The organism is Paraburkholderia sp. BR14320 (assembly GCF_040948665.1).
Taxonomy (GTDB): domain Bacteria; phylum Pseudomonadota; class Gammaproteobacteria; order Burkholderiales; family Burkholderiaceae; genus Paraburkholderia; species Paraburkholderia youngii.
The window spans coordinates 135,223-160,331 of sequence record NZ_JBFPKG010000001.1; the positions used below are offsets into that span (position 1 = coordinate 135,223).

24 protein-coding genes and 1 pseudogene are annotated in these 25,109 nt (G+C 62.7%); 8 read left to right on the forward strand and 17 right to left on the reverse strand.

Going from position 1 to position 25,109, the window contains the following annotated elements:
- Positions 1–2: 2 nt before the first annotated feature.
- Entirely contained in the window at positions 3–1,283 is a 1,281-nt protein-coding gene (locus AB3X89_RS00655; protein WP_368581332.1) for an ABC transporter substrate-binding protein, read from the forward strand.
- Positions 1,284–1,447: 164 nt separating this feature from the next.
- Here AB3X89_RS00655 and AB3X89_RS00660 read toward each other — a convergent pair whose 3' ends face one another.
- Together AB3X89_RS00660 and AB3X89_RS00665 are read right to left on the reverse strand one after the other, a co-directional pair.
- Complete coding sequence (locus tag AB3X89_RS00660; RefSeq protein WP_368581675.1) at positions 1,448–1,711, reverse strand: LysR substrate-binding domain-containing protein; 264 nt, start codon at positions 1,709–1,711, stop codon at positions 1,448–1,450.
- A gap of 199 nt (positions 1,712–1,910) precedes the next feature.
- Complete coding sequence (locus AB3X89_RS00665; protein WP_368581333.1) at positions 1,911–2,882, reverse strand: LysR substrate-binding domain-containing protein; 972 nt, start codon at positions 2,880–2,882, stop codon at positions 1,911–1,913.
- 78 nt (positions 2,883–2,960) lie between these two features.
- Between AB3X89_RS00665 and AB3X89_RS00670 the strand changes: the two genes are divergently transcribed.
- The gene (locus AB3X89_RS00670) at positions 2,961–3,614 is read left to right on the forward strand and encodes a glutathione S-transferase family protein (protein WP_368581334.1); all 654 of its coding nucleotides are present in this window, start codon (positions 2,961–2,963) and stop codon (positions 3,612–3,614) included.
- 80 nt (positions 3,615–3,694) lie between these two features.
- On the opposite strand, the pseudogene AB3X89_RS00675 reads toward AB3X89_RS00670, so the two are convergent.
- A pseudogene (locus AB3X89_RS00675) lies at positions 3,695–3,913 on the reverse strand (alpha/beta fold hydrolase); the annotation flags it as partial.
- 399 nt (positions 3,914–4,312) lie between these two features.
- Here AB3X89_RS00675 and AB3X89_RS00680 point away from each other — a divergent pair.
- Positions 4,313–6,244 carry an enterotoxin gene (locus AB3X89_RS00680; RefSeq protein ID WP_368581335.1) on the forward strand — a complete coding sequence of 644 codons (1,932 nt, stop codon included), beginning with the start codon at positions 4,313–4,315 and terminating at the stop codon, positions 6,242–6,244.
- Positions 6,245–6,263: 19 nt separating this feature from the next.
- Here AB3X89_RS00680 and AB3X89_RS00685 read toward each other — a convergent pair whose 3' ends face one another.
- Positions 6,264–8,135, reverse strand: coding sequence for a beta-galactosidase (locus AB3X89_RS00685; protein WP_368581336.1), 1,872 nt, complete (start codon positions 8,133–8,135; stop codon positions 6,264–6,266).
- Between the two features lie 122 nt (positions 8,136–8,257).
- On the opposite strand from AB3X89_RS00685, the gene AB3X89_RS00690 reads away from it, so the two are divergent.
- Positions 8,258–10,000, forward strand: a complete 1,743-nt coding sequence (locus tag AB3X89_RS00690) for a tetratricopeptide repeat protein (protein ID WP_368581337.1) — start codon at positions 8,258–8,260, stop codon at positions 9,998–10,000.
- A gap of 66 nt (positions 10,001–10,066) precedes the next feature.
- Here the strand turns inward: AB3X89_RS00690 and AB3X89_RS00695 are convergent, their stop codons facing one another.
- Positions 10,067–10,315, reverse strand: coding sequence for a hypothetical protein (locus AB3X89_RS00695; RefSeq protein WP_018436237.1), 249 nt, complete (start codon positions 10,313–10,315; stop codon positions 10,067–10,069).
- A 279-nt stretch (positions 10,316–10,594) separates the two neighbouring features.
- On the opposite strand from AB3X89_RS00695, the gene AB3X89_RS00700 reads away from it, so the two are divergent.
- Positions 10,595–11,089, forward strand: coding sequence for an aminoacyl-tRNA deacylase (locus tag AB3X89_RS00700; protein ID WP_368581338.1), 495 nt, complete (start codon positions 10,595–10,597; stop codon positions 11,087–11,089).
- 24 nt (positions 11,090–11,113) lie between these two features.
- Here AB3X89_RS00700 and AB3X89_RS00705 read toward each other — a convergent pair whose 3' ends face one another.
- From AB3X89_RS00705 to AB3X89_RS00730, 6 genes are all read right to left on the reverse strand, one after another.
- Complete coding sequence (locus AB3X89_RS00705; protein WP_368581339.1) at positions 11,114–12,358, reverse strand: D-amino acid dehydrogenase; 1,245 nt, start codon at positions 12,356–12,358, stop codon at positions 11,114–11,116.
- A 34-nt stretch (positions 12,359–12,392) separates the two neighbouring features.
- A complete protein-coding gene (locus AB3X89_RS00710; protein ID WP_368581676.1) occupies positions 12,393–13,238 on the reverse strand; it encodes an urea carboxylase-associated family protein in 846 nt (281 codons plus the stop codon).
- 68 nt (positions 13,239–13,306) lie between these two features.
- Positions 13,307–14,038, reverse strand: a complete 732-nt coding sequence (locus AB3X89_RS00715) for an ABC transporter ATP-binding protein (RefSeq protein WP_368581340.1) — start codon at positions 14,036–14,038, stop codon at positions 13,307–13,309.
- Positions 14,026–15,834 (reverse strand): ATP-binding cassette domain-containing protein, encoded by a 1,809-nt coding sequence (locus AB3X89_RS00720; protein WP_368581341.1) that lies wholly within the window; start codon positions 15,832–15,834, stop codon positions 14,026–14,028. The genes AB3X89_RS00715 and AB3X89_RS00720 overlap by 13 nt, the downstream gene beginning before the upstream one ends.
- Before the next feature lie 3 nt (positions 15,835–15,837).
- Positions 15,838–16,737, reverse strand: a complete 900-nt coding sequence (locus AB3X89_RS00725) for a branched-chain amino acid ABC transporter permease (RefSeq protein WP_368581342.1) — start codon at positions 16,735–16,737, stop codon at positions 15,838–15,840.
- A 25-nt stretch (positions 16,738–16,762) separates the two neighbouring features.
- Positions 16,763–17,965 carry a branched-chain amino acid ABC transporter substrate-binding protein gene (locus tag AB3X89_RS00730; protein WP_368581343.1) on the reverse strand — a complete coding sequence of 401 codons (1,203 nt, stop codon included), beginning with the start codon at positions 17,963–17,965 and terminating at the stop codon, positions 16,763–16,765.
- Positions 17,966–18,276: 311 nt separating this feature from the next.
- On the opposite strand from AB3X89_RS00730, the gene AB3X89_RS00735 reads away from it, so the two are divergent.
- Positions 18,277–19,053 (forward strand): aspartate/glutamate racemase family protein, encoded by a 777-nt coding sequence (locus AB3X89_RS00735; protein WP_368581344.1) that lies wholly within the window; start codon positions 18,277–18,279, stop codon positions 19,051–19,053.
- 85 nt (positions 19,054–19,138) lie between these two features.
- The gene (locus tag AB3X89_RS00740; protein ID WP_368581345.1) at positions 19,139–19,885 is read left to right on the forward strand and encodes an SDR family NAD(P)-dependent oxidoreductase; all 747 of its coding nucleotides are present in this window, start codon (positions 19,139–19,141) and stop codon (positions 19,883–19,885) included.
- A gap of 90 nt (positions 19,886–19,975) precedes the next feature.
- On the opposite strand, the gene AB3X89_RS00745 is transcribed toward AB3X89_RS00740, so the two are convergent.
- The 5 genes from AB3X89_RS00745 to AB3X89_RS00765 form a co-directional block, all read right to left on the reverse strand.
- Positions 19,976–20,317, reverse strand: coding sequence for a hypothetical protein (locus tag AB3X89_RS00745; RefSeq protein WP_368581346.1), 342 nt, complete (start codon positions 20,315–20,317; stop codon positions 19,976–19,978).
- Between the two features lie 3 nt (positions 20,318–20,320).
- Positions 20,321–21,118, reverse strand: a complete 798-nt coding sequence (locus AB3X89_RS00750; protein WP_368581347.1) for an alpha/beta hydrolase — start codon at positions 21,116–21,118, stop codon at positions 20,321–20,323.
- 73 nt (positions 21,119–21,191) lie between these two features.
- Positions 21,192–22,637 (reverse strand): DEAD/DEAH box helicase, encoded by a 1,446-nt coding sequence (locus AB3X89_RS00755; protein ID WP_368581348.1) that lies wholly within the window; start codon positions 22,635–22,637, stop codon positions 21,192–21,194.
- Between the two features lie 62 nt (positions 22,638–22,699).
- Entirely contained in the window at positions 22,700–23,008 is a 309-nt protein-coding gene (locus AB3X89_RS00760) for a hypothetical protein (RefSeq protein ID WP_368581349.1), read from the reverse strand.
- Positions 23,009–23,115: 107 nt separating this feature from the next.
- Positions 23,116–23,334: a hypothetical protein gene (locus tag AB3X89_RS00765; RefSeq protein WP_368581350.1), complete on the reverse strand. Its 219-nt coding sequence runs from the start codon at positions 23,332–23,334 to the stop codon at positions 23,116–23,118.
- A gap of 266 nt (positions 23,335–23,600) precedes the next feature.
- Here AB3X89_RS00765 and rarD point away from each other — a divergent pair, with 266 nt between their 5' ends.
- A complete protein-coding gene (gene rarD / locus AB3X89_RS00770) occupies positions 23,601–24,494 on the forward strand; it encodes an EamA family transporter RarD (protein WP_368581351.1) in 894 nt (297 codons plus the stop codon).
- Positions 24,495–24,715: 221 nt separating this feature from the next.
- Here the strand turns inward: rarD and AB3X89_RS00775 are convergent, their stop codons facing one another.
- Entirely contained in the window at positions 24,716–25,039 is a 324-nt protein-coding gene (locus AB3X89_RS00775; RefSeq protein WP_368581352.1) for an antibiotic biosynthesis monooxygenase, read from the reverse strand.
- Positions 25,040–25,109: the final 70 nt, after the last annotated feature.

Here is a 25,109-nt window from a genome sequence, read left to right on the forward strand (position 1 = left end):
TCATGAACGTTCGAACCGGTCGGCGCACGTTTGTCAAAGGCGTCGCTGCGGCTGGCGCCGTTGCTGTCGGACCATGGATTGTCGCGCGCCCTGCCTGGAGTCAGAGTAGTTCCATCAAGATTGGTGTAATTGAACCACTGTCGGGGCCGGTAGCCTATGTTGGAGGGGCTTTCGTCGCGGCCGCCAGATTCGGCGCTTACAAGCTCAATCGGACCGGCGGGGTGCTCGGACGGCAGGTGGAGATCGTACCCGCGGATAGTGAACTCAAACCCGACGTCGCAACTCGCCGCGCGAATGATCTGCTCTACCGTGAGAAGGTAGACGTTCTTGCGGTTGGGCCCGGATCGGCTGTTGCGAAGGCGGTTTCTCAGGTTGCCAACCTGAATCGAAAGCTATTCGTCACATACGCTTCTGAAGCCGCTGAACTTACGGGTGAAGAGTTCCTGGACACGACCTTTCGGTGCTGCCTGAATACCGATATGCACTCGAGAATACTCGCTTTCTACTTCACCAGAATGGCGAAGCACAAGCCTGCAAGATTCTATCTTCTGAACCAGGACTACAATTTCGGACACGCTTGCGCGGATGGCTTCAAAAAGGCATTCGACAAGATGAAGGCGCCCAATCAGAGCATTGTCGGGGATGAATACCACCCGCTCCAGAAGGTCCAGGATTTTGGTCCGTACGTCACCAAGATCATGGCTTCCGATGCTGACGTCGTCATCACCGGGGACTGGGGCCAGGATCTGCGCCTGCTGCTCCAACAGGGGAAGTCCTTGGGCTGGAAGGTGAAGACGGGCGGATACTTTCTCAGCGATCCCACAGTATTGCAAGCGGTGAAGGACGCGGCGGTCGGTCATATCACCGCGAACGTTTATCACACAACGCTCGATACACCGGAAAACATAGCGGATATCCGGGAATGGCGCGATTACTATCCTGACGCCCCGATCAGTTACAAATATCCGGACCTCATCGTGGTAAGTGCGATTCTGTGGATCGGTGACGTGATAAAGCGAGCAGGCACGCTGGATACTGCCAGGTTGATTTCGACGTGGGAGGGAGCCAGATTTGCAGCAGTTTGGGGCGACGTGGAAATGCGAGCATGCGATCATCAGATGCAGACTCCCGCGTTTGTATCGGAGATACTCGAGCCGGAACAAATACCCGTCGAGATTCGCTACTACGGCAATGCTTTCCCCTTCATTGGCAGACCGACCCGAATTCCGAAAGATGAACTGACGGTAATCCCAAAGGACACAGGCAATCCGCGCTGCGCTTGAATTGCCCAACCTTTGGCAGGACGACGCACGATTCGATGCCGACTTGCCGACCGCCTTCGCTTTTATTCGCTACGAAGAGCGTTTATATCTTCGTCCAGACACTTGGACATCGTTCATTTGGCGAACTGGCGGACAAAAGATTGTCTGCGTGACGACGCGAAGAGTTACGCCGGTTCGCTTGCCCTCAGAAGTTCAATCGCCCATTCGACGAATACGCGCACCTTGGAGGCGAGATGCCGATTAGCCGGATAGGCAATGTGCACAGCGACGTCATCGCCGCGCCAATCGGGAAAGAGGCGCACGAGCGCGCCGGAGCGAAGGTGCGGGGTGACGAGGAACGCATAGGTGGTGAGTACGCCGAGCCCTGCAAGTCCAGCCGCTAGCGCGGCGCTCGAGTCGTTGACACTTAACCGATGACTGCCGTGAATCTCGAAGAGCTGTTTCTCCCGATGGACCCGCTACCCTTCGGAGCACGTCACGTTGACAGCTATTTCGAGGAAAAAGCTGCGCCCAAGTGCGCCGCATCGCAAGATCGGGCGCGGCAAGGTCGGTGTCGGCGGCAAGAACAGCGAAAGGTAGGATGGCTCCTGGTGACCTCAACGAGACACCACCCCGGACGATCGATTGTTAGCGCCGCGTCGGACCGCGCCTCGCCCGGTTGCGCGGGCGGCCTTCGGCCCCCGCAGGCGCCGCCGCAATCACCTCGCGCCGCAGCCATGCCCGAAACGCATCGATCGCGGCGAGTCTCTTGCTGTCGGCTCGCCACACGATGTAATTACCGTGTACGTCGACGATGCTGCGCCGCCACAGCCGTATCAGCCGGCCATCCGCCAGTTCCGCCTCGACCAGCGAGCGTCGCGCCAGCGCGATGCCGGCGCCGCCCACGGCCGCGTTCAGCATGCTGCTCACGTCATCGAATGAAGGGGCGTCGGCCGGTACTTCCAGTGCGAGGGCCACTGCCTGGAACCACGGCTCCCAAGGCTGAGTCGCCTGCACGAGCAACGTGCATTGCGCGAGGTCCGCGAGTCGGCGCGGCAGCCGGCCGTTGCGATAAGCAGGGCTTGCAACCGGGAAGACCTCTTCGTCCATCAGCTTCTCGCTGGCAAGGCCCGGCCAATGGCCAGGGCCGTAGCGCAACGCGACATCGATTCCATCGCGCTCGTCCAGGCGTGCAAGCTGCACGCTGGCGCGCACGTCGATCGTGATCCCTGGATGCTCGGCATGAAAGCGTGGCAGTCGCGGTGCGAGCCAGCGCGCGGCAAACGACGGCAACGCGCTGACCGTTAGCGTGGTGTTGCCCTTCGATGCGTTCGCGCGCCGAACCGCTCTTGCCGAAGACAGACCGAACGCGCGCTCGAGTACCTTGAGCCCTTGACGGACCTGCAACGCGAGTGCGAATGCCGCATGGGTTGGCTCGACACCCGTGCGGCCACGTGAAAACAGCGCGACGTCGAGCTGCGATTCGAGCGCCCGCACGTGCTGGCTGACAGCGCCTTGCGTGAGGGCGAGTTCGTCAGCCGCACGTGTAAAGCTACGCAGCCGTACGGCAGCTTCGAAAGCACGCAACGTCTGAAGGGGTGGGAGGCGGGCGGTCGTCATCAGGCATTAGTATCACTAATGCCGAAAGATCACAATATATCGTTTGAGCGCGGGTGGGTGTCTCTTTAGACTTTGTGCATGAATGCTTATCGACTCTATTTTTCGCCCGGTGCATGCTCGCTGGCCGCGCATATCGTGCTTGAAGAAACGGGGGCGCCGTTCGAGCTGATCTCAGTGCCCGTCGCTAAGGGAGCCAATCTGCAACCCGGCTATCTCGCGGTCAACCCGAAGGGCCGGGTGCCGGCGCTCGCTATTCCCGGGGAACCACGCGTATTGACGGAACTCCCGGCAATCGTGACGTTTATCGCGCGGCGCCATTACCAAACCCTGGCCATGCTGCCAACAGCCCCCGTCGATGAAGCCCGCTGCCATGAGTGGTTCGCATGGCTCGCGGGCTGGGTGCACGGCGTCGGCTTCGGTGGCCTGTGGCGACCCGCACGTTTCGTCGCAGAGGTGTCGTTGCATGCCGCGGTGTCCGCACACGCTCGACAGACTATTGAGACCGCGTTTGCGCAGATCGAGAGCACGCTCACCGACGGATGTTCGTACGCGTTGCCATGCGGCTACACGATCGTCGATCCGTTTCTACTTGTTCTCTATCGGTGGGGCATGCGCATCGGCCTACCGATGGGTGACAGGTATCAGGCTTGGACTGCATCGGCGAGGCGCGTCGTTGAACGGCCGGCGGTACAGCGCGCGCTCCATAGTGAAGGCATTTCGCTCGAGATTTGACGTCCGCGCACGCGCCCGCTTTGGAACGCCTGCCTGCGCCCGCCCACAACGCCGCCCGAACGAAAGACCTCCGCGCAGTCTCATCGGCAGAACTGCAAGATGGCATCGGCGACCTCCCGCGGCGCTTCGCGCTGCGGAAAGTGGCCGACACCATCGAGAACCTTCCGTTCATATCGCCCAAGGAAGAAGGACTCCCGTCCGCTCGAACTATCGGGATGATTGCAGGTGTCCGCACCGCCGTGCAGCACCAGCGTTGCAACCGATAGCGCCGGTGCCGGATTCAGAGGCGCTTCATCGTCTCATCGCCGATAGTCAGCGAGCCGAAGGCTTGCGCCTGCTGGGTCGCAAAGAAGGATTGCCCGCGTTGCCGGTTGTACGTTTCTACGCGTTTCCTCGCTCCGACTCGCCCGCCTGCGCGGATTTGATAGCTGCCGCACGTCGGGCAGGCCAGCAAGGTCGCTTCAGTCCACGCGCACTTCGCGGGTGACCGGTCTGTCATTTGCATGGGATGGCGCCGGCGCAGACGGCGCAGCGGTATCGAGCGCAATGCAGCGAGATACCCGACGCCCCATGAGAAGGTTTCATCCGCGCACGCTCCGCCTTGAACACGTGGGTCCGTTGCCGTTACGCTATTTGCTGCTTTGGCCCGAGACAGGTGCTCCATGCGCGCCAACCATTCTTTGCCTACGCAAACTGGCATGCCCGTGTTCCAGACGACGGGCCATTTCTGCTCATTCGGCAACGACGCGATTGCATTGCGCTGGACGCACGAGAACGAACGTCTCGCGGGTGTCTCGCTGATCGATTGCGAGCGAAAACGCACGCTGCTGATCGCCACGCCGTTCACGCTCACGCTCGCTGACGGAACCACCGTGGGCCTGGACGAGGTGAAGGTCGTGGCACCGGCGAGCGACGACGCTGCGCTCGAACCCAACCCACACGCGTCCCGCCTGGGCGAACGAATCGCAGGGCGGCGCGCGAGCGTCTCCCTGATCGATATTCATGGACGCCTAAAGTTGCAATGGAGCGTCGAGCAACGCGAAGGATCACGATATCTGCGCGTCCAACTGGCAATTACGGCGCTTCTTCAGGATGAAGCGATCACTGCCGTGTCATTGCTGCAGACGCGTGCCCCTGGCGCCAAGGCCAGTCCTGAGCGCAAGGGCACGCCAGCCACTACGGGCAACTTCTATCTGGGCTTCGAGCATCCGTTGGCGACCAGTCGGGTAGATGGCGACACTCTGAGCTTTACGCTGCATCGCGCGTTGCCGCTACAGAAAAACAGGACGTTGGTCTACGCCGCAGTGGCAGGTGTAGCTAGTGACGGCCAGCTTCGGCGCGATTTCGGCATCTATCTGGAGCGGGAACGTGCTCGCCCGTATCGTCCGTTTCTGCACTACAACAGCTGGGGCGACATCGGCTACCTGACGCCGTATACGCAGAAACAGGCGCTCGAACGCATCGAGACGATCGGCCACGAGTTGCATACAGCGCGCGGGGTGCAAATCGATTCTTTTCTGTTCGACGATGGCTGGGACGATCTTGGCGGCGGCTGGCAATTTAGCAATGCCTTTCCAGATGGCTTCGTTCCGCTGCGCGACGCTGCCGCGCGATTCGGCGCGGCTCCCGGCATATGGCTTTCGCCGTGGGGCGGCTACGGTACGCCGAAACAGGAGCGCGTAGCGCGAGGACGTGCCGCTGGTTATGAGGTCATCGACAACGGTCTCGCGTTGTCGGGTCCGACGTATTACCGGCGCTTTCATGAAGTCGTGATGGACTTGCTCGACAAGGGCGGCATCAATCAATTCAAGTTCGACGGCACAGGCAATGCCGACAGGGTGTTTCCCGGCAGCCTGTTCGATAGCGATTGGGACGCTGCGATTCAGCTGATCGAGGACATCCGCGCGGCCAAGCCCGACACCTTCATCAATCTCACTACAGGTACGCATCCGTCGCCGTTCTGGCTGCGCCATGTCGATTCCATCTGGCGCGGCGGCAGCGACGATGGCCTCGCAGGCAGCGGCACGAACCGCGAGCGCTGGATCACCTACCGCGACACGCAGACGTATCACAACGTCGTGGAGCGCAGTCCGCTCTTTCCGCTCAATTCGCTGATGCTGCACGGCATCCTGTACGCGCAGTGCAATCCGCGCCTCAATACCTCGACGGGAGACGCATTTTCCAACGAGGTGTGGTCGTACTTCGGGACCGGCACGCAATTGCAGGAGCTCTACATCACGCCGGCGCTGCTGGGCGAGCACGACTGGGATGTGCTTGCGCGCGCCGCGAAATGGGCGCGCGAAAACCGCGACATCCTGCGCGACAGTCATTGGATTGGCGGCGCGCCGGACGAACAGGGGGCTTACGGTTGGGCAGCGTGGGCGCCGCACAAGGCTATCGTGACGCTGCGCAATCCTCACAGTCGCAAGCAACGCTTCACGCTCGACCTGCGGCGCCAACTCGAGTTGCCAGATGGAGCGGCGGGACGATTCGAAGCGCGCAGCGTGTGGCGTGCAACGGCTTCCGGCACTCCCGCTCAACTTTACGCTGATCTGCCGCAAGCCGTGCAACTCGCGCCATTCGAAGTGCTGACGCTCGAACTGCTGCCGGTTGCCGCCGCGAAACGGTGAAGGGGAAAGGGCGTGCGCGCTAGTACAAGCGATCGGCGAGTGGAATCGGCTTCGCGTCGATCTGATGGAGGTCGAAGACCAGCACCTCGTTGTTACCTTGCACGAGCCACGGCGCCGGGCAATACAAGCGCCTTTGCGGGCCGATGTTCCAGTAGCGTCCCAGGTTGTGACCATTGACCCAGACGAGACCCTTGGTCCAATTGCTCATGTCGAGCCATGTGTCGCCGACTTCAGTCAGCAGCACATTCGCCTTGAAAAAGAGACCGGATTTGCTCGGGTTCGTGCACGCTTCGTTGAGGTTAGCGATGAACGTGTCATCCATCGGCAACAGGTGGACGTCCCATTCCTCGATCAACGAGACTGAGCCGTCTACGTGTTGCATCGTGACCGGTTCGAGCAGACCTTTGCGGTCGACGAGCGCGGGTCCGAAGTTGACGCGCCCCATGGCCTCGACGAGTATCTCCAGCGGTACGGGACCGTCCGGGATCGCCTCTTGATTTTGCCGCACCGAAGGCAGCGCAAGCGGCGCGCGGTGCATCATGTGAAGCGACCGCGCGTACCTGCGCGGCAGTTGCGCTCTCGATACGCCGCCCGCGTACTGTTCTCCAACGAAAACGGTTGCATAGTCGTGGACGCCGCTGATATCAAGCACGCCGCTCGCGTGCTTCGGCAAAAGCTTGCGATACAGCACGAAGCCAAACGCCTGACCGTAATGTTCAAACGACTGCGGATCGAGGCCTTGCTCGCGCGGCAGTGCCGCGGGCAGGTTATCCCAGATCGACGCATAGAGCGTCGGCATCAAGACCCCAACGCTTGCGCAGTCAAGCGTGGCGATGGCGTCGGGTATGGCTGGCAACGGTTCCGGCAGATAGCTGGAGATCAGGTCTCGATACTTGAAGTACTTCGGCGTCGCCATGCCTTGCTCGTTGATCGGCGCGCAGTAGTCGTAGCTCGTGATGTCGGGCTGATAGTTGCCTGCATCGTCCACGTTAGCGCCGGCAAAAAAGCCGAAGCTCGTGCCGCCGTGAATCACATACAGGTTGAACGACAGTCGCGCCTGCATGAACGTGGCCAGGATGCTGGAGAGGTCGTAGTCCACGCCCGCGAAGCCCGCTTCGCCCCAATGGGTAAGCCACCCCGGATACACCTCGCCGGCCATCGCGGGCACCAAGGGGAACTTGCGGCGCAACGTTGCGATTTGCGCTGCATTGCCGTTGCTCAGCGCGATCGCGCCGCCGGTCACCGTGGTGTGATTGCGTTCCAGTTGCGCGAGACCGTCTTCGGTGTAGAACGGCCCGGTTATGCCTCCTTTGAGCCAAAGCTGCCTGAGCTCTTCGAGGTAAGCCGGGTTACTCGCATACGAACCGAATTCGTTTTCGATCTGGATCATCAGGATCGGACCGCCGTGCTCGCACATCAATGGTTTGATGCGCGGAACCAGTTCGTCGATATAGCGAGCCACCGCCGCCATGTAGCGAGGATCGGTGGCCGAGTCGGTCCGCAACTGGATGTCCGGATCGCGCAACAGCCACGAAGGGAGGCCGCCCAGGTCCCACTCTGCGCAAACGTAAGGCCCGGGACGCAACAGCACCCACATCTGCTCGGATTGGCATAGGCGGATGAAGGCCTCGATATCGCGGTTACCGCTATGGAAGTCGAACACGCCGCTGTGCGTCTCGTGGTAATTCCACATGATGTACAACGCGATGCAGTTCATCCCCATCGCCCTTGCCATGCGGATCCGGTGTCGCCAGTATTCGCGTGGGATACGGGCTGGATGCATCTCGCCGCTGCGAATCTGGAACGGCAGGCCGTCGAGCAGGAAGTGTTCGCCGTCGGGGCTAAACGAGAAGGTGTGGCCACGTTCGAGTTTCACGATGGACGTTATCAAGTTGGCGAATGTAGGCTAACTGTATTCGATAGAATGAATACACGCGACGGCATTTCGGCATTCCGGGCGAATGCGATGCGCCGCGCAACGCTGTAGCGGTAATTCTGTAGGCCTGACCGCAAATGAGTACGGGCAAGATTTTGTCCGGCATCGCGATGGCCGCGCTGTCCACCGCATGCGCCGCTGCGGGGGCGTCCGGTGCGTGTGTGCCGTCGTTCTCCGAGGTCGCCGTCAAGGATGGACTCGCAGTGCGGACCCGCTGCGCTGTCTCCGCGCCCGCGCTCTCACGCGTCACCGAACGCCTGAACCGCGCGGTGAAGCACGACGGGCTTTCCGCCGAGCAACGTGCCGCGCTGGCGAGCGCGGCCAACACGATGCTGCACGCGATCTTCTCGCAGACAGATCACGACGAAGCCACCAACGAAGCCGCGCTCGCCAACTTCGAACCGATCCTCGAAAGCCTCGCATCGCAGATCAGGACGCGCTCCGACATCGACCTCGCAGCCGAGGCTTCGGAATGGAACGCACGTTATGAAGAGCTGCTGCGCAGGTTATCGATTACGCACAGCACGGCCCCCACCGAATTGCAGGCCGCCGCCGCCGTGAGGCGCCTCGATCTGGATCACGCATCTGCGTTGCTCACGCGGCTCCTGGCAGATGCAGCCGGTAACGTACAGCTAAGCGCCGCGCGCAACTACGAAGCGGCGAACATCGAACTGCTTCGCTTCATGCCATGGAACGCGCTGCCGTACCTGGAGCATGCCCATACGCTGCAACCCGACGATACGAACATCGCCGCGGCATTCGCCGACACGCTGCTCGCGCAGCACGAGCCCGAGCGTGCCGAGCCGGTGTATCGGGCGCTGCTGGTTCAGTATCGGACGCTTGCGCAACAGAGGCCTACCGCGTGGCAGCCGTCCGTCGCGCGCACGCTCAGCAAGCTCGGCAGTCTGTATGTGATGCTGCGGCAGCAGAAGGAAGCCGAAGCCGCATGGCTGCACGCGCTCGAAGTCTACTGGGCGCTCGCGCGCGTGGACCCTTCGGCCTACGGTCCCGCAGTGACTAACACCTTCGATAGCCTCGCAACGTTGTACCGCGACACGCAGCGTCTGCAGGATGCGGCCGACGCGTGGCGCGAAGCTCTGGCCCTCGACCGTGCGCTGGCCCGCCAGGACCCGGCAAAGTACCGGCCCGCGGTCGCGATGACGCTCAACGACCTCGGTATCCTCTACAGTGCGATCCAGCGCACCCATGACGCGGAACTCGCCTACCTCGAAGCGCTCAGCATCCAGCGCGCACTCGAACATGACAATCCCGCCGCCTGGCGTCCGGCGCTTGCGCGCACGCTGAATAACCTCGGGAACTTCTATAGCGCAAGCGGGCGGCTGTCGGAAGCGGAGCACGCTTACCGGCAAGCTCTGAAGATCCGTCAACAGCTCGCCCGGGAAAATCCCGCGATTTACGAGCCAGATCTCGCGCATACGCTGGGCAATCTGGGCGTGCTGTACCGCCTCGAACGGCAGCCGGCCAAGGCGCTGCAGACCTACCAGGACGCGCTGCGGATCGTCCACGCGCTGTCGCGCGATACGCCGGTCGCGTACCAGCCTGACGAGGCACGGATACTGAACAATCTGGGCGTGCTCTACAGCCGCACGGGCAGGCCGCGCGAAGCGGAAGACGCATGGCGCCGGGCGCTGGATGTGTACCGCAAACTCGCCCACGACGATCCGTTGACCTGGCGGCAGGATGAAGCACGCACGTTGCGAAATTTGGGCACCCTGCTCAGCCACACGCAACGTTCGGCGGAAGGCGACGCATTGGAACGCGAGGCCGACGAGCTCATCGATTCAACGCGGGCGCCATAGATCCGAGGCAAGCGACAGCGCCGCCACAGAGTCAGAGCAGTGGGGGAAACCGTCGCCTGTCGGCGCTCAGCCGAATACGCCCCGGATCACGTCTTTCTCGAACTCGACTGTCCACGCCGTGCCGTGTCCGGTCTGGTACTCCCGTTCCCGCAGTGACGACGTGCGAACGACGGTGACACTGCCCCTCAGCGGGTAGACCTCGTCGACGATATCGGTCGCTCCGGTCTCCTGAAGCACAAAGTCGGATTCGGCGAGATGGTGCCGACGCAGGACGGCGAGAAAATCAGCCCTTTCGTCGGGTGCGATCACTGACATTGGGCGCCTCCTTTGGGCTGAGTCTCACCGAAAAAACCGTGATCGATCGAGACATAGACGGCCCCTTATAAGGTACAAACCGTGCTTTCATTCTAGGCCTTTGCGCCGCTTGTCACGCGAAGTTGCGGCGCCGCTCACCGATGCACGCTGCACTTGCGTCGTACTGATCCGCCGCTCATTTCCGCGCATTCAGCCGGCGTGCGGATTGCCGGTGCGTGAACTATTCTGAAAAGATCGCAAGTGTTCATTCCTTTTCAGATATTCGACAGGAGGTGTGCCATGGCGATGTCGCCAACCTTGCAGGAGTGCCTGCGCAGCAAGGGTTCCCGCTACGAAGTCGTGCGTCATCCGTACAGCCACTCGAGTGTCGAAACGGCTGCCGCGGCGCACATTCCGGGTGACCGCCTTGCCAAGACCGTGCTGCTCGAAGACGAACACGGCTATGTGGCCGCCGTGCTGCCATCGACTTACGCCGTGCAGCTCTCCGAGTTCTGGAGCAAGACCGGGCGCCGGCTTGCTCTCGCCACGGAAGTCGAACTGCGCGAATTGTTCAAGGACTGCGATGCCGGAGCGGTGCCGCCGATTTGTATGGCGTATGGCATGAAAACCTACCTGGAATCGAGCCTGGCAGGTCAGCCGGACGTCTACTTCGAGGCGGGCGATCACGAAGAACTGATTCATATGGAAGCGGATCAGTTTCTCGCGCTGATGGGCGATGCGGAGCGCGCGCATTTCGCACGGCGGATGCGAGGGCTGGGCAGCGGCCGGGCCTGAGGCGGGGCCCGGGTGGTGCCGCCGTCAGTCGCAAAGCAGCCCAACCATCGGAATCGCGGGGATTCGTCCCGCGATCAGGTCGGCCGTGATTCGAGCCGATCCGTGTGACATCGTCCAGCCGATGTGACCGTGGCCGGTATTTAGATAAAGATTGCGATACCTCTTGCGGCCAAAAAACGGCAGGTTGGTTGGCGTCATCGGCCTGAGACCGGCCCACATTTCGGCGCGATCGTAGTTCGCGCCGGCCGGGTAGAGTTCCTGCGTCACGCTCTTCATGAACGCAAAATCAGAAGGCTTGTGGCTCGTGTCGTAGCCGGCAAACTCGGCCGTCGCGGTGACCCGGATCCGGTCGCCGAAGCGCGAGATTGCGACCAGGTTGTGCTCGTCGACCGCTGCAACGGCGGGCGGCATGGGCCGGCCGTCGATGGGAATCGTCAGCGAGTATCCCTTGATCGGATAAATCGGAAGATCGATGCCGATCTGTCGGGCGAGAACCGGACTATAGGGGCCGAGGGCGAGCACATACGCGTCGCCTTTGACAAGGCCTCGGCTCGTTCTCGTGCCGACCATGTCCTGCCCGGCGGTTTCAAAGCCGTCGATAGTCGTCTCGCTCAGAAGCGTGCCGCCACGCGCGACGATCTTTTCCGCAAGCGCGCGGGTGAATTTCGCAGGGTCTCCGGTCTCATCGGTTGGGCAGTGAATGGCGCCCGCTATCCGGTCTTTTGCCGAAGCCAGCGACGGGTCGAGCGCGACCACCTCATCGGGGCTGAGGACCCTGATGACCTGCCCATCGGATTCCAGCAGCTTCATGTGTTCGATTCCGCGGTCCTGCGCCTCCTGAGTCCGATGGAGATACAGAATTCCGCGCTCGTTTCGATCGTATTCGATGGCCTCCTCGGCGATTACATCCTGTAGTACTCGCTGCGAATACGCGGCAAGCCGATGCTTGAGCAGGGTATTGCGGCGTGCCTTCTCGGATGTGCATTCCATCAGGAAACGCCACGACCAGCTGTAAAGCCTCGGGTCCGCCGAGAACTTGAAGCGCAACGCCTGATCTTTCAGCACTAGCGATTTGAGCAGAATCATTGGCGCTTTCGGCGAGGACCAGACGAAGGAATGCCCGGGCGCGATCATGCCCGCGTTACCCCAACTGGTTTCCGCGGCGACTAAAGGCTGCCGCTCGACGATCACGACCTCATGGCCGTCTTTCTGCAACTGGTACGCGGTCGTCACACCGACCACCCCGCCACCGAGCACGATAATTTTCATAATGTCCTGAGATACAACGGGGGCTGCGGCGCTCTCACTTCCATTGCGGCTGATTCAGCACCATGCCGTGCTGTCCCTTGTAGGCAGCCACAGCCGGCGGGGTCCAGCCGTCCAGCATTTGCGGCGCGAGTTGCCAGACCTCGATGCCGAGCGGCCGGCACACTTCCAGCGGATCGCGCGCGTCGGGTCCCCACATCGGCACCGACAGATCGCCGCCCGGACAGGTCGACAGTGCGCACAGCAAGTCGATCTCCGCGAAGAATTCGAGGTAGTCGCCTTTCTTTGCCGGACACGCCTTCATGAAGTATTTGTCGTCGAGATTCAGGCCGGTGCACTGGAATACGTTGAGCACGTCGTGGACGTCGTATTCGGTCAAGCCATACGGGGCGATGGCGCGCGTCAGGTTCGAGTGGCAGTGGAAATGAAAATCCTCGCCGGTCAGCATGCGGTTCACGTAGGGATCGCAGCGCGTGCCGAGCAGATCGTGGACGCGGCCGCCGTGCTCGTCGACGCCGTAGCCGGCGAGACTGTCATCGGTGATGGTCACCATCGGACGCAGGAATGGCAGCGTCGACCACAGACGGTCGAACGTGCTCACGTGCGCCTGCTGCAACTGGCGCGTGCGCGATGCCCACATGCGCTCGCGCGGGTTGTGCCGGTTCCACATGTTCAGGTCGGCAACCTGCGGGCCTTCGATCGTGACGATGCGAAACACGTGGCCGGCCGGCACGGTCCACGCTCGGCCCGAGCGGATCGGCACGACGATCGATTCGACCAGCGTGCGGGTGTCGTGCTGTGAGGCGATGCGCTGATAGAACGTCTTGTCGACGTCGAGCGCCGAGCCTTTGGTGGACTGATAGGCAGCAGGGTAATTCTGCATCATGGATTCTCCCTCGAACTCAGGCCTGAGCCTGTATTAGGACCTCCTCGCGCGGCTCGGTCGGCGGGTCACTCTGCCGACATGGCACTGCCTCCCAGATAGGCAGCGCGGACCCGGCTGTCCTGAGCCAGCTCGCGGGCGGACCCCGCGAGCGCAATGCGCCCACTTTCCAGCACGTAAGCCCGATGCGCGATTCGCAGCGCCTGGCGGGCGTTCTGCTCGACCAGCAGTATCGAAGTGCCTTCGCGGCAAATGTCGGCGACCATGCCGAAGATCGCGCGGACCAGCTTCGGCGCGAGTCCCATCGATGGTTCGTCCAGCACGACGATACGCGGGCGCAGCATCAGGGCTCGGGCAATCGCCAGCATCTGCTGTTCGCCGCCGCTGAGCGTGCCTGCCAGTTGGCTGCGGCGCTCGCCGAGCCGGGGGAAAGTCGCATACAGCTGATCCCTTCGCTGTTGCAATGCGGTACTGCCGCGCCGGATCAGATAGCCGCCCAGATGCAGGTTTTCCTCCACCGTCAGCGCCCCGAAAATGCGCCGTCCCTCCGGCACGTGACCCAAACCCAGCGCCACGATCTGGTGTGCGCGCAATCCCGTCAGGCGCTGGCCGTCCATCGCAATGTTGCCCGCGCGCGGCCGGATCAATCCGGAAATCGCCCGCAGTGTGGTCGTTTTTCCCGCGCCGTTGCTGCCTAGCAACGCGACGACCTCGCCCTGTGCGACGTCCAGCGAGATGCCGTGCAGCACTTCGACAGTCCCATAACTGACACGCAGATCGCGGATTTCTAGGAGTCCCACAGCGATTTCTCCCCGGCGGTATCGTCGCTCGCCTCGTCCTTTTCGGCTGTGCCGAGATAGGCATCGATCACGCGCGGGTCCGCCTGGATCGCGGCGGGCGGGCCCTCGGCGATGATGACGCCGTGATCCATCACGATGATCCGGTCCGACACGCCCATCACCAGCATCATGTCGTGCTCGATCAACAGCACCGTCACGCCATGATCCCGGATCCGCCGGATCAGTTCCATCAGCGCGCGTTTCTCTGTCGGGTTCATGCCCGCTGCCGGCTCGTCGAGCAGCAGCAGTCGCGGGCTGCTGGCGAGCGCACGGGCGATCTCCAGCCTGCGTTGGTCGCCGTAGGGCAGATCGGCGGCGCGCTCGCCCGACCTGCCGGCAAGACCGACGAAGGCGAGCCAGCGTAGGCCCTCGGTGGAATGGTCGGCCGCCTCGGCGCGCGCGGACGGCAACGCCAGAAGCTCGGCGGCGAGCGGTGTCCGAAGCCGATGATCCATGCCGGTCAGCACGTTTTCGAAGGCCGTCATGTGGCCGAACAGGCGGATGCCCTGGAAGGTGCGCGCCATGCCTTGATGGACGACGCGATGAGGCGCGCCGCCGGCAAGCCGTTCTCCGCACCAGACGATCTGACCGCCGGTCGGGCGGATCACGCCGGTCAGGCAGTTGAACACGGTCGTCTTGCCGGCGCCGTTCGGACCGATCAGGCTCACGATCTCGCCGCTCTTCACCGCGAAGCTGACACCGCCGACCGCCAGCACGCCGCCGAAGCGGCGCTGCATGTCGCGTACCTCCAGCAGGGTCTCATCGGTGACCGCGTGGCTGGGCGCCGGAGCCCGATCGGCGTCAGCGCCCTTGCGCGCCGGCGCGACGCGGCGCAACGGCGCTGGCCACAAGCCCTGCGGCCTTAGCAGCATCAGGATCACGAGCCCGATCGCGAAAGCGAAAATGCGCCAGAGGTTGAGAAAACGCAGTATCTCCGGCAAGCCGGCGACGATGATGGCGCCGAGGATCACGCCGGGAATGCTGCCGCGCCCGCCGAGCACGACGACGATCAGGATGGTGACCGATTGCAGATACGTGAAGCCGGTCGGATCGATGGTGCCGAAGCGGGCGGCGAACAGACTGCCGCCCAGCCCGCCGATCAGCGCGCCCATCACATAGGCGAGCAGCTTGACGCGCAGCGTCGGCACGCCGACGGCCTCGGCAGCCGCCTCGTCCTCGCGGATGCTGGTCCAGGCGCGCCCCAACCGCGAACGGCCGAGCCGGATCGCGAACACGAGCACTACCACGAGGAACGCCATGCCCAGTTCGTAGAGCGCTTGCGGCGAACTGATCTCGAAGCCGAACAGGCTCGGGCTCGCGATGCCGAAGATGCCGTTCGGGCCACCTGTGATGTCGAGATTGGTGGCGACGATACGCGTGATTTCGCCGAACCCCAGCGTGACGATCGCCAGATAGTCGCTGCGCAGGCGCAGGGTGGGGTAGCCGATCACGATGCCCGATACCGCGGTGAACGCCAGACTGAACGGCAGCGTTTCCCAGAACGAGAAGTGCAGCAGGGTTTCCAGCAACGCCGTCGTGTACGCGCCGATTGCGAAGAAGGCCGCGTAGCCCAGATCGAGCAATCCGGCGTAACCGACCACGATGTTCAGTCCAAGACCCAGGATCGAATAGGTGACGATGGTCAGGCCGACATCGACCACATAGTTGCTGGCGACCGCGGGCAGCGCCACGGCGGCGGCCAAAAGCGCAGCGCCGGCAGGCCTGGCCCAGCGCGCGGAAGCCTGACGGGCGCTCATAAACTACATTCTCTCGACGACGCGTTCGCCGAACAGCCCGGTCGGCTTGATCACGAGCACGGCGATCAGCACGCCGAACACGAACACGTCGGTCCATTGGGAAGAGACATAGCCCGCGCCGAAGGCTTCGAGCAGGCCGATCAGGATGCCGCCCGCCATCGCGCCCGGGATGTTGCCGATACCGCCGAGGACGGCGGCGGTGAACGCGCGCAGGCCTAGCACGAAACCCATGAAGAAATTGATCTGCGTGTAGTAAAGCCCTTCCATGACGCCCGCCACGGCGGCCAGCACCGACCCCAGCAGAAAGGTGAGCTGGATCAGGCGTTCGACGTCGATGCCCATCAGACGCGCGGCGTCCTGATCGATGGCCAGCGCGCGCATCGCGGTCCCAAGGAAGGTGTGATGAACGAAGAAATACAGCGCGAGCATCAGCGCCAGGCTTGCGACGATGATGCCGATCTGCGCGAACGTGATCTGCACGCCGTGGAGCTCGAACCCCGCCTGGCTCAGCACATGCGGATAGGTGCGAAAGCCCGCGCCGTAGATCAGCAGCACGCTATTTTGCAACGCCAGCGAGACGCCCAGCGCGGTGATCAGAATCGACAGCCGCGGCGCGCGCAGCAACGGCTGATACGCGAGCCGCTCGATCAGCAGGCCGAGCGCGCCTGTGACCGTCATGGCGGCCACCAGAGCGATCAGCAGTGCGAGGGCGAGCGGCAGATGCGCGGACGCCAGCACCATCAGGCCGGTCCAGCCGATGAACGCGCCGACCATGAACAGGTCGCCATGAGCGAAGTTGATCAGCCGGATGATTCCGTAGACCATCGTGTAGCCGAGGGCGACGAGCGCGTAGAACGAGCCGGTCGTCAGCCCTTCGATCACGAACTGGAAGAAGTCGCTCATGACGGCGCGCGGTGCGCAATCGCACTTACTTCATCGCCACCCAATGTCCGTTCGCATCCTGCCTCTGGTAGGGCTCGAACTTGTCGTCGTGCACGACGATGGTGATGTACACGGCTTTGCTGCGGTCTCCCTTCGGATTGAAGGCAATCGTTCCGGTCGCGCCCGGGTAGTTCTGGATCTTGTGCAGGGCAGCGGTGATCGCGGCAGGCTGGGTGGACTTCGCGTCCGCGATGGCTTTCGCCGTGACCCCGACCGCATCGTATTCATAGACCGAGTACGGTCCCGGCCCTTGCCCGTAAGCCTTCGTATAGTCATCGACGTAGGCGTGCGCGCCGCTCAGGAACTGCGCGAGTGGGGCGGTCGTGATTATCATGCCGTCGGCGGCGGGACCGGCCGTCTTCATCAGGGTCGGGTCGTTGGTGGCGTCGCCGCCCATGAAGGTCATTTTCAGACCCAGTTGCCGCGCCTCCTTGACGATCAGGCCGGCTTCGGAGAAATAGCCCGTGTAGTAGATCACGTCAGGCTTGAGTGAGGAGACCCGCGTGAGCGTCGGTGAGTAGTCCATCTGACCGGGCGTGATCGAATTGGCGTACACCACATCGACGCCGTCCTTCTTCAGCGCTTGCACGGTGTTCTGGGCGAGGCCTTTGGAATAGGTCGTGTTGTCGTCGATCACCGCCACGTGCTTCGCGTGCAGCACGTCCTTCATGAAGCTCGCCGCGAACGGGCCCTGCTGGTCGTCACGGCCGATCGTGCGGAACACGTTGTCGTACCCCATCTCGGTCAGCTGCGGATTGGTCGACGCATCCAGCACATATGGAATCCCGGCGCGATGAAAGGTCGTCGATTCCGGCAACGCCGCGCTCGAGCAATAGCCGCCCGCTACCGCGACAACGCCAGCATCGACGAGTTTCTGCGCCGCCTGCACCGCGGTCTGCGCATCGCAGGCGTCGTCTTCGGGCACCAGCTCGATCTGCTTGCCGAGCACGCCGCCGGCCGCGTTGATTTTGGCGGCGGCGAGCTTCGCACCATTGACGATATCCGTGCCGGCATTGGCACTGCTGCCCGACAGCGGAACCGGCACACCGATCTTGATGGTGGCACCCTGGCTCTGCGCCGAACCCGGAACCAAGCCCGCAAGCAAGGCCACGGCGGCCGCCATGCCCGCGACAGTCGTTCGCCGCGAGCCGCGCTCTGCACGGGACCAGCCAATCGTCTGAGCAAACATGTTAGCGACTCCTTTTTGTGAGAGGGATCGGACGATCCGCCACACGGGCATACCGGTGACATCGGAAAGCGGACGGAAATGGGGCGATTGCGAGTGATTCATACCCACCAGGTCAACAGCGTGACGGCTGGCTTGCACCGGAGCGCTGACACAAAAGCGCTGCTTTCATGATAGGAGCCGGGTTCGAAGGGACGGTATAGGGTATTTGCGTATAAACCGTTACACAAAGGCGCCTTCGATCCTCTACCTTTAAGAGGCAGTGACGGCAGCGACTCGCGAAGCCGAACGCGACAAGACAGGAAGACTCCGAAATGAGTGCGATTGCACAGCATGACGATGTGTACACGAAGCTCGATTTCACGCTGGACGACGGCATCTGCCGCCGCGCCGCGATTGGGCTGGTGGTGCTCGCCACCGATCATACGATTGAGCATGAGTGGCGGGGCTTGATGACGCAGGAGGGCGTGGCGTTCTACGAAAGCCGTGTATATAACTCGGCGGACATCACGCCTGAACGGCTAGCGGAAATGGAGGACCGTATCGCACCGGCGGTCGCGTTGATCCGTCCGGCCGAGCGTATCGACGTGGTGGCGTTTGGCTGCACGTCCGCGTCGATGGTGATCGGGGAAGACAAGGTGTTCGCGCGGATTCGCGAAGCGCGCGCGGACGCCGCGTGCACCACGCCGATCACTGCGGCGCTGGCGGCGCTTCGTGCGCTAGGCGTCCAACGTACGGCCTTGCTCACACCCTATGTGCGTTCGATCAACGAATACATGCGCGACTATATCGAGTCGCGTGGTCACCGGATTACGCGCATGGCGTCGTTCGAGCATGCGAACGACAACGAAGTGGCGCGGATCGATGCGCTGTCGTTGCGAACTGGCGTCGAGCGACTTGCGCGCAATCGCGACGTGGACGCGATTTTCGTGTCGTGCACGAGCTTGCGCATCGCTGCGTTGATTCCGGAGCTGGAAGCGGCGATCGGCAAGCCGGTGATCTCGAGCAACTACGCGATGGCGTGGCACGCGTTGCGGCTCGCCGGCGTGGGGGATAGCGAGCCTCATCTTGGGCGGCTGTTCGCGCTGTGACGTTGCACCTTGAAACGCGACGCAGCGGCACCCGGCGGGCGCGAGCACAGCCCCTTTGATGGTTCCACAGGACAGGAGGATTTCCATGCCCGCTCATTTGCCCGCTTTGAACGATCGTGTCGCCCTCGTGACCGGCGGATCACGAGGAATCGGCCGCGCCGTTTCCCTCTCGCTTGCATCGGCTGGCGCAGCGGTGGCGGTCAACTATCGGCAACGCGGGAATGAGGCCGCTCGGATCGTCGAGCAGATCGAAAGTGCGGGAGGCCGTGCGATTGCGGTGCAAGCCGACGTATCGGTTGCGTCCGACGTCAAGGCAATGATCGATGAGGTGGGAAACCGCCTTGGCGTCGTCGGTATTCTCGTCAACAACGCGGGCACCGGGACGATTGTCGATATCGATAGGCTCACGGAAGCCGAATTCGATCGAACGCTTGCGGTCAATCTGAAATCGGCGTTTCTGTGCACGCAGGCGGTGCTGCCCGGAATGCGCGCACAGCGCTGGGGCCGCATCGTCAACCTGTCGTCGGCCGCTGCCCGTGGCGCTGGGTTGGTTGGGGTGCACTACAACGCCTCGAAAGCCGGCCTCGAAGGGTTGACACGCGGTTATGCGGCGCGGCTGGCCCGCGAAGGGATCACCGTGAACGCCGTGGCCCCGGGACCGATCGACACAGAAATGGCCGCGCCGCTGAAGGCCGCGAACGTCGCGGAACGGCTCCCCGTTGGACGCCTCGGTGAAGTCGACGAGGTCGCCCAGGTCGTGCTGATGGTGGTCGGCAACGGCTTTGTTACCGGCCAGACGATTCCCGTCAATGGCGGCGTGAGCTTCATCTGAGCCTCACGACACTCCACGCGGTTCGCTCGCGCTATTTACGCCCGAGCTCCTCGGCTCACCACTTCGCGGAACCGTCGCGTGCAGTGATGTTCACCGCCCCGTCATCATCCGGAGGATTTTCTGCACGATGCGCTCATGCTGCTCCAGCGCCTCAGCGAGCGTACGTGCTCCGTAGCTCTTGTTGTCTTGCGTCTGCATTCCGGCGACGCGAGTTACGAACAGCAGAACCTCCGCGGTTTTCGGATTGGACACACCACGGAAGCGGGTCGTGACCGTCACACCGTAGTCGTCCAGCAGTGTGCGGCGGAAGATCAGTTCGTTTTCCGTCATCCAGCGCGACCACGCGTCGTGGTCGAACACCTCGACGGGCCGGTTCTTCGCATCGAGAACATAGATGCGTGCCGAGCTGGACGGGACCGGTGGCGTCTTCATATCTCAATGCGAAGGCGTGAGCAGGAAGTCCATCGCCTCCCGCCACCAGGTTTGGTCGACATGGCCAATCCAGTCGTTATGGTCAGCCGCCTTCACCACCGTGAGTTTTCTCGGTGCGGACAGCGAGTTGTAAAGCGCCTCGCCGAAGCGCGCAGGGACGATGCTGTCGCGTTCGGCAAGCATTACGAGAATCGGGCGGTCGAACGACGCCAGGTGGGTCACGCTGTCGTATCGGTCGCGCAGCAGCCACCTCACGGGCAGCCACGGAAAGTGATGAGCGGCGACGTGCTCGAGCCGATCCCATGGCGTGATCAGCATCATGCCTGCGATCCTGTCGCGTTCACGCGAGCCGGCCGCAGCCGCCACGCCGGCCCCGAGCGATTCGCCGATGAGCAGCAGCGGCGCTCCATAGAGGCGATATGCGAGCGCGATGGTTTGTTGCGCATCGTCGACCAGACTGGCTTCGCCTAACGCACCGGTGCGCGGTCCGTAGCCTGGATATTCGGCGAGAATCACGCGAATCCCGAGCCGGGTGAGCGCTGCGGCATAGAACGAGCGGTGGCCGGCATGCCCGGCATTGCCATGAAAGACGATGACCGTGGCGCGCGCGGAACCGTCCGGCTCCGCGACGAGGCCCCGGTACGCCTCAGGTGTCGGCCAGGCGCGCAGTCCGCCGGAGGTGACCTCCTCGATCGTGGCCTTCTGAGGGAAGTAGAGAAAACGATCCTGCAAGATGGCGACTCCGGCTAACACGATCAGGTACGTGACGGCGAGGCCGACCATCATTCGGGTGAATTTCATCGTCTTGCGCTCGACCCACCGAACTTTTCGATAGCACGCACCCAGTTTAGCGCGCAGTCGCCCCGGCAACGGATCAGGGTTGGCGTTTGCCTCGGCCACCAGCGGGCTTGCCAGCCGGCTTACGTGAACCCGCAGCGGGCTTGCCGAAGGGTTTGCTGCGTGGCTTTGGCGCGCTCAAGGAGTTACCGCTGGACGAGCGTGCGCCTTTGCCAACGGCCGCGGCGCGCTGCGCCGCAGGCTTGCGTTTGTTTTCGCCATTTTGCGGGCGCGGTTTTTTGCCGAGCGGCTGAATCGCGCCCGGTGCGGCTTGCGGCACCTTCGGTGCCTTGGGCTTTTTGGGCTTCTTGATGATCTGGCCCGTCGCGCTGGTTTGCGGCACGCGGTGTTCGGCTTCAAAACCCGGCTCTTCTTTACGGGGCAGCGTTTGCCGGATCAGCGCTTCAATCGCTGCCAGTTGCGGCGCTTCATCGGCACACACGAGAGACACCGCTACACCGCTCGCGCCCGCGCGGCCAGTCCGGCCAATACGGTGCACGTAGTCTTGCGCCACGATCGGCAGATCAACGTTGATCACCAGCGGCAGCTCGTCGATATCAAGCCCGCGAGCGGCCACGTCGGTGGCTACCAGCATTTGTACTTCGCCTGCCTTGAAGCGCTCCAGCGCACGCAGGCGCGCGGGTTGGGGTTTGTCGCCGTGGATGGTGTCGACCGCATAGCCGGCTTCATCCAGCACGGCCGCCAGGTAATCCACGCCATTGCGGGTTTTGACGAACACCAGCGCGTGCTGCCAACGGTTCTCAGCCACGAGGTGCATGAAGAGGTCGGGCTTGTTCTTTTTATCCACCGGCACCACCCACTGCTTGATCCTGCTGGCGGTGGCATTGGGCGGGCTGACGCTGATATTGACCGGGCCGTGCAGAATCGTCGCCGCCATCGCGCGGATATCGTCGGTAAACGTGGCGGAGAACAGTAGAGTCTGGCGCTGAGCGGGCAAGGCGGCAAACACGGCGTTGAGTTCGCGCGCAAAGCCCAGATCGAGCATGCGATCGGCTTCATCCAGCACCAGCGTTTGTACCTGATCGAACTGCACTGCGTTCTGGCGATTGAGATCCAGCAGACGGCCCGGCGTGGCGACGAGCACATCCACGCCTTTGCGCAATTTCATCATCTGCGGATTGATACTCACACCGCCGTAGGCGGCCAGAAATCGCAGGTCGAGGCCTTTGCCGTAAGCGATAAAGCTTTGCAGCAGCTGTTCGGCCAGTTCACGCGTGGGCACCAGCACCAGCACACGCGCGCGATTGCTGGACACTGCCGGGCCGTGCTGCACCAGCCGTTGCAACAGCGGCAACGCAAAGCCCGCGGTTTTGCCAGTGCCGGTCTGGGCCGCAGCCATCACGTCCTTGCCACCGAGCACAGCGGGAATCGCCTTGGCCTGCACCGGCGTAGGAGTCTGGTAATTGAGGCCCTGCACGTTACGCAGCAGGGGATCGATCAGGCCAAGCGAGGCAAAAGACATTGACGTATTCCGGGCTAAAACCGCAATTCTAGCGGCTGCCCGACGGCGTCAAAGGTATGCCGTCAAAGGTGCGGCAAATCGTCGATGCATTTTTCGACATGATCGCCGGGGACATCCGTGTCGATCCCGGCGGGTCCGTCGGTGTGAGAGACAGATACGATTTTTGGCCCGAGATACCGTGTGCCGCCGAGTGTAAAAAGGGACCAAACGACATCTCCCCGGCGGATCGCGGCGACGACTTCGACCACCTCCACAACCGCAGGGGGGGACAGCCATTCCCGCGTCGACGGATCGACGGGAGCCCAACGCACGTGGGTGAACCTGTCGTTCGCAGGGTTGATGCGAACGGCGTCGATAGCAAAGGTTGTCACATTCACCTCCATCGTCCTGACAAAGGGATGTTTGCATTATGCGCCGCTTATTTTGCCGGGGATGAGCGGAACCCAAGAACAGCGTAGAGCTTGATGGCGAATGAAGCCTAAGCGGAGTGCTCGTTGCACCACTGAATCGCCCAACGCTGCGCCGCCTCCATCGCATCCACGTCGGACGGGTAATCGCCGAGGTCGCCCGAATACTTTACCTCGACGGCATCGCCGCTCGCCGACGCGCGCCGGTAGATCTTTGCGCGAGCGTAATAGCGGCCGCCTTCATCCAGAGGTGACGCGTCGATGTGGAACTGTTGGTAGTCGAAATGCATGGCCGTCTCCAAACGATTGCCTTGATCGTCGTCGCGTAGGACGAGCCCGACCTCGTTATCGCCGCCAAGGTCGCTCTGTCATTCTGCGAAGACGACATGTACATCGTAGGCAGCAAAAGCAAAGCTCGCTGAACGGCGAGAGCAGGCCCTTTTTGACGACGATGCGCTGAGCGGAGCCTGCACTGCGCGGGTAAAATCAGCGCGAAAATCTTTGCGACCGGCGCGCCCTAGCACCGACCACGCGCACCGGCCAACTACAACCAACCATGAACCCCGGCATCGTCTACGCCTTTTCCGCCTTCGTCATCTGGGGGCTCTTTCCCGTCTACTTCAAGACGCTCCACCAGATTCCCGCGCTCGAGATGCTCGCCCACCGGATGGCGTGGTCGCTCGTGTTCATCCTCGCCGTGCTCGTCGCGCGACACCACTGGGCTTGGCTGCGGCCCGCGCTGCGCGACAGGCGCCTGGTCGGCCGCTTCTCCGCGAGCGCCGCGCTGCTTTCGGCCAACTGGGGCATCTACATCTGGGCCGTGAACGCAGGCCATATCGTCGAGGCGAGCCTCGGCTACTTCATCAATCCGCTGATCAACGTGTTGTTCGGCTTCGTTTTCCTGCATGAGCGGATGCGCTCGCTGCAATGGTGCGCGGTGGCACTTGCGTCGCTCGGCGTGGCCTGGCTCACCTGGCAAAACGGCGCGCCGCCGTGGATCAGCCTCGCGCTCGCGCTGACGTTCGGCGGCTATGGCCTGTTGCGCAAGACTGCAAAGCTCGGCGCGCTCGAAGGCCTCGCGCTCGAAACGGTGCTGCTCTTTCCGGTGGCGATCGTCTATCTGATGATGATCGGCATGGCCGGCGCGAGCCATTTCGCGCATGCGTCGCTCGGATTGCAACTGCTGCTGGCCGCCGCCGGGCCTATCACAGCCGTGCCGCTGCTGCTCTTCGCGGCTGCGGCGCGACGCATCCCGCTCTCGATGCTCGGCTTGATCCAGTACGTGACCCCCACACTTCAGCTCCTCACTGGCGTGCTGATCTACGGCGAGCCGTTCGGGTCCGTGCGCGCGATCGGCTACGGCGCAATCTGGGCAGCACTCGCGCTCTACTCGTTCGAAGGGTTGCGTGGCACGCTGGCCGCTGCGCGGCAGGCGCGCAGGGTGGCTTGAAAAGCTCGAAGGGTGGAGCGCCGCCACCAGGGGCTGGCAGGAAGCGCTCATGACGGTGAGATGAGGGGAGGCGGGTAGCGGCCGAGCCGTGTCACAACGCGGGCGATCCTCTTCGATCTTCGGCACTTGCACCGGTCAACCCGCGACCACGGCTTTCATCGGCAGCCAGGTCGCGCGAACGGCCGGCAGGGCCGCGCAGTCAACAGACAAGGCGCGGGAAACTAGATTTTCGAGAAGTCGTAGTCTCGCTCAACAAGGCAAATGCGGGTTTTGTAGGATTCGTACCATTTTTCCCGCCCGGCCTGTTGTGCTACCAGATGCATTGAATCCCGTTTCCAGGCGGCGATGGATTCGAGGCTATCCCAATAGGAAACCGTAATTCCGAGTTCCTCCCGCGCAGACTCGACACCCAGGAATCCGGGCTGTTTAGCGGCCGCTTCGACCATTGCATCGGCCATGTCTCCGTACCCATTGTCCCCGGGGGTTCGGATGGACGTGAAGATCACCGCGTAATAGGGAGTGGCTCTGGTCTTCGCTATAGACATTGTTACCTTCCTTTGGTCATTTGCTATTGATGGCTTTGCAGTGCGCATTGTCGGCGATCTGTGTCACGTC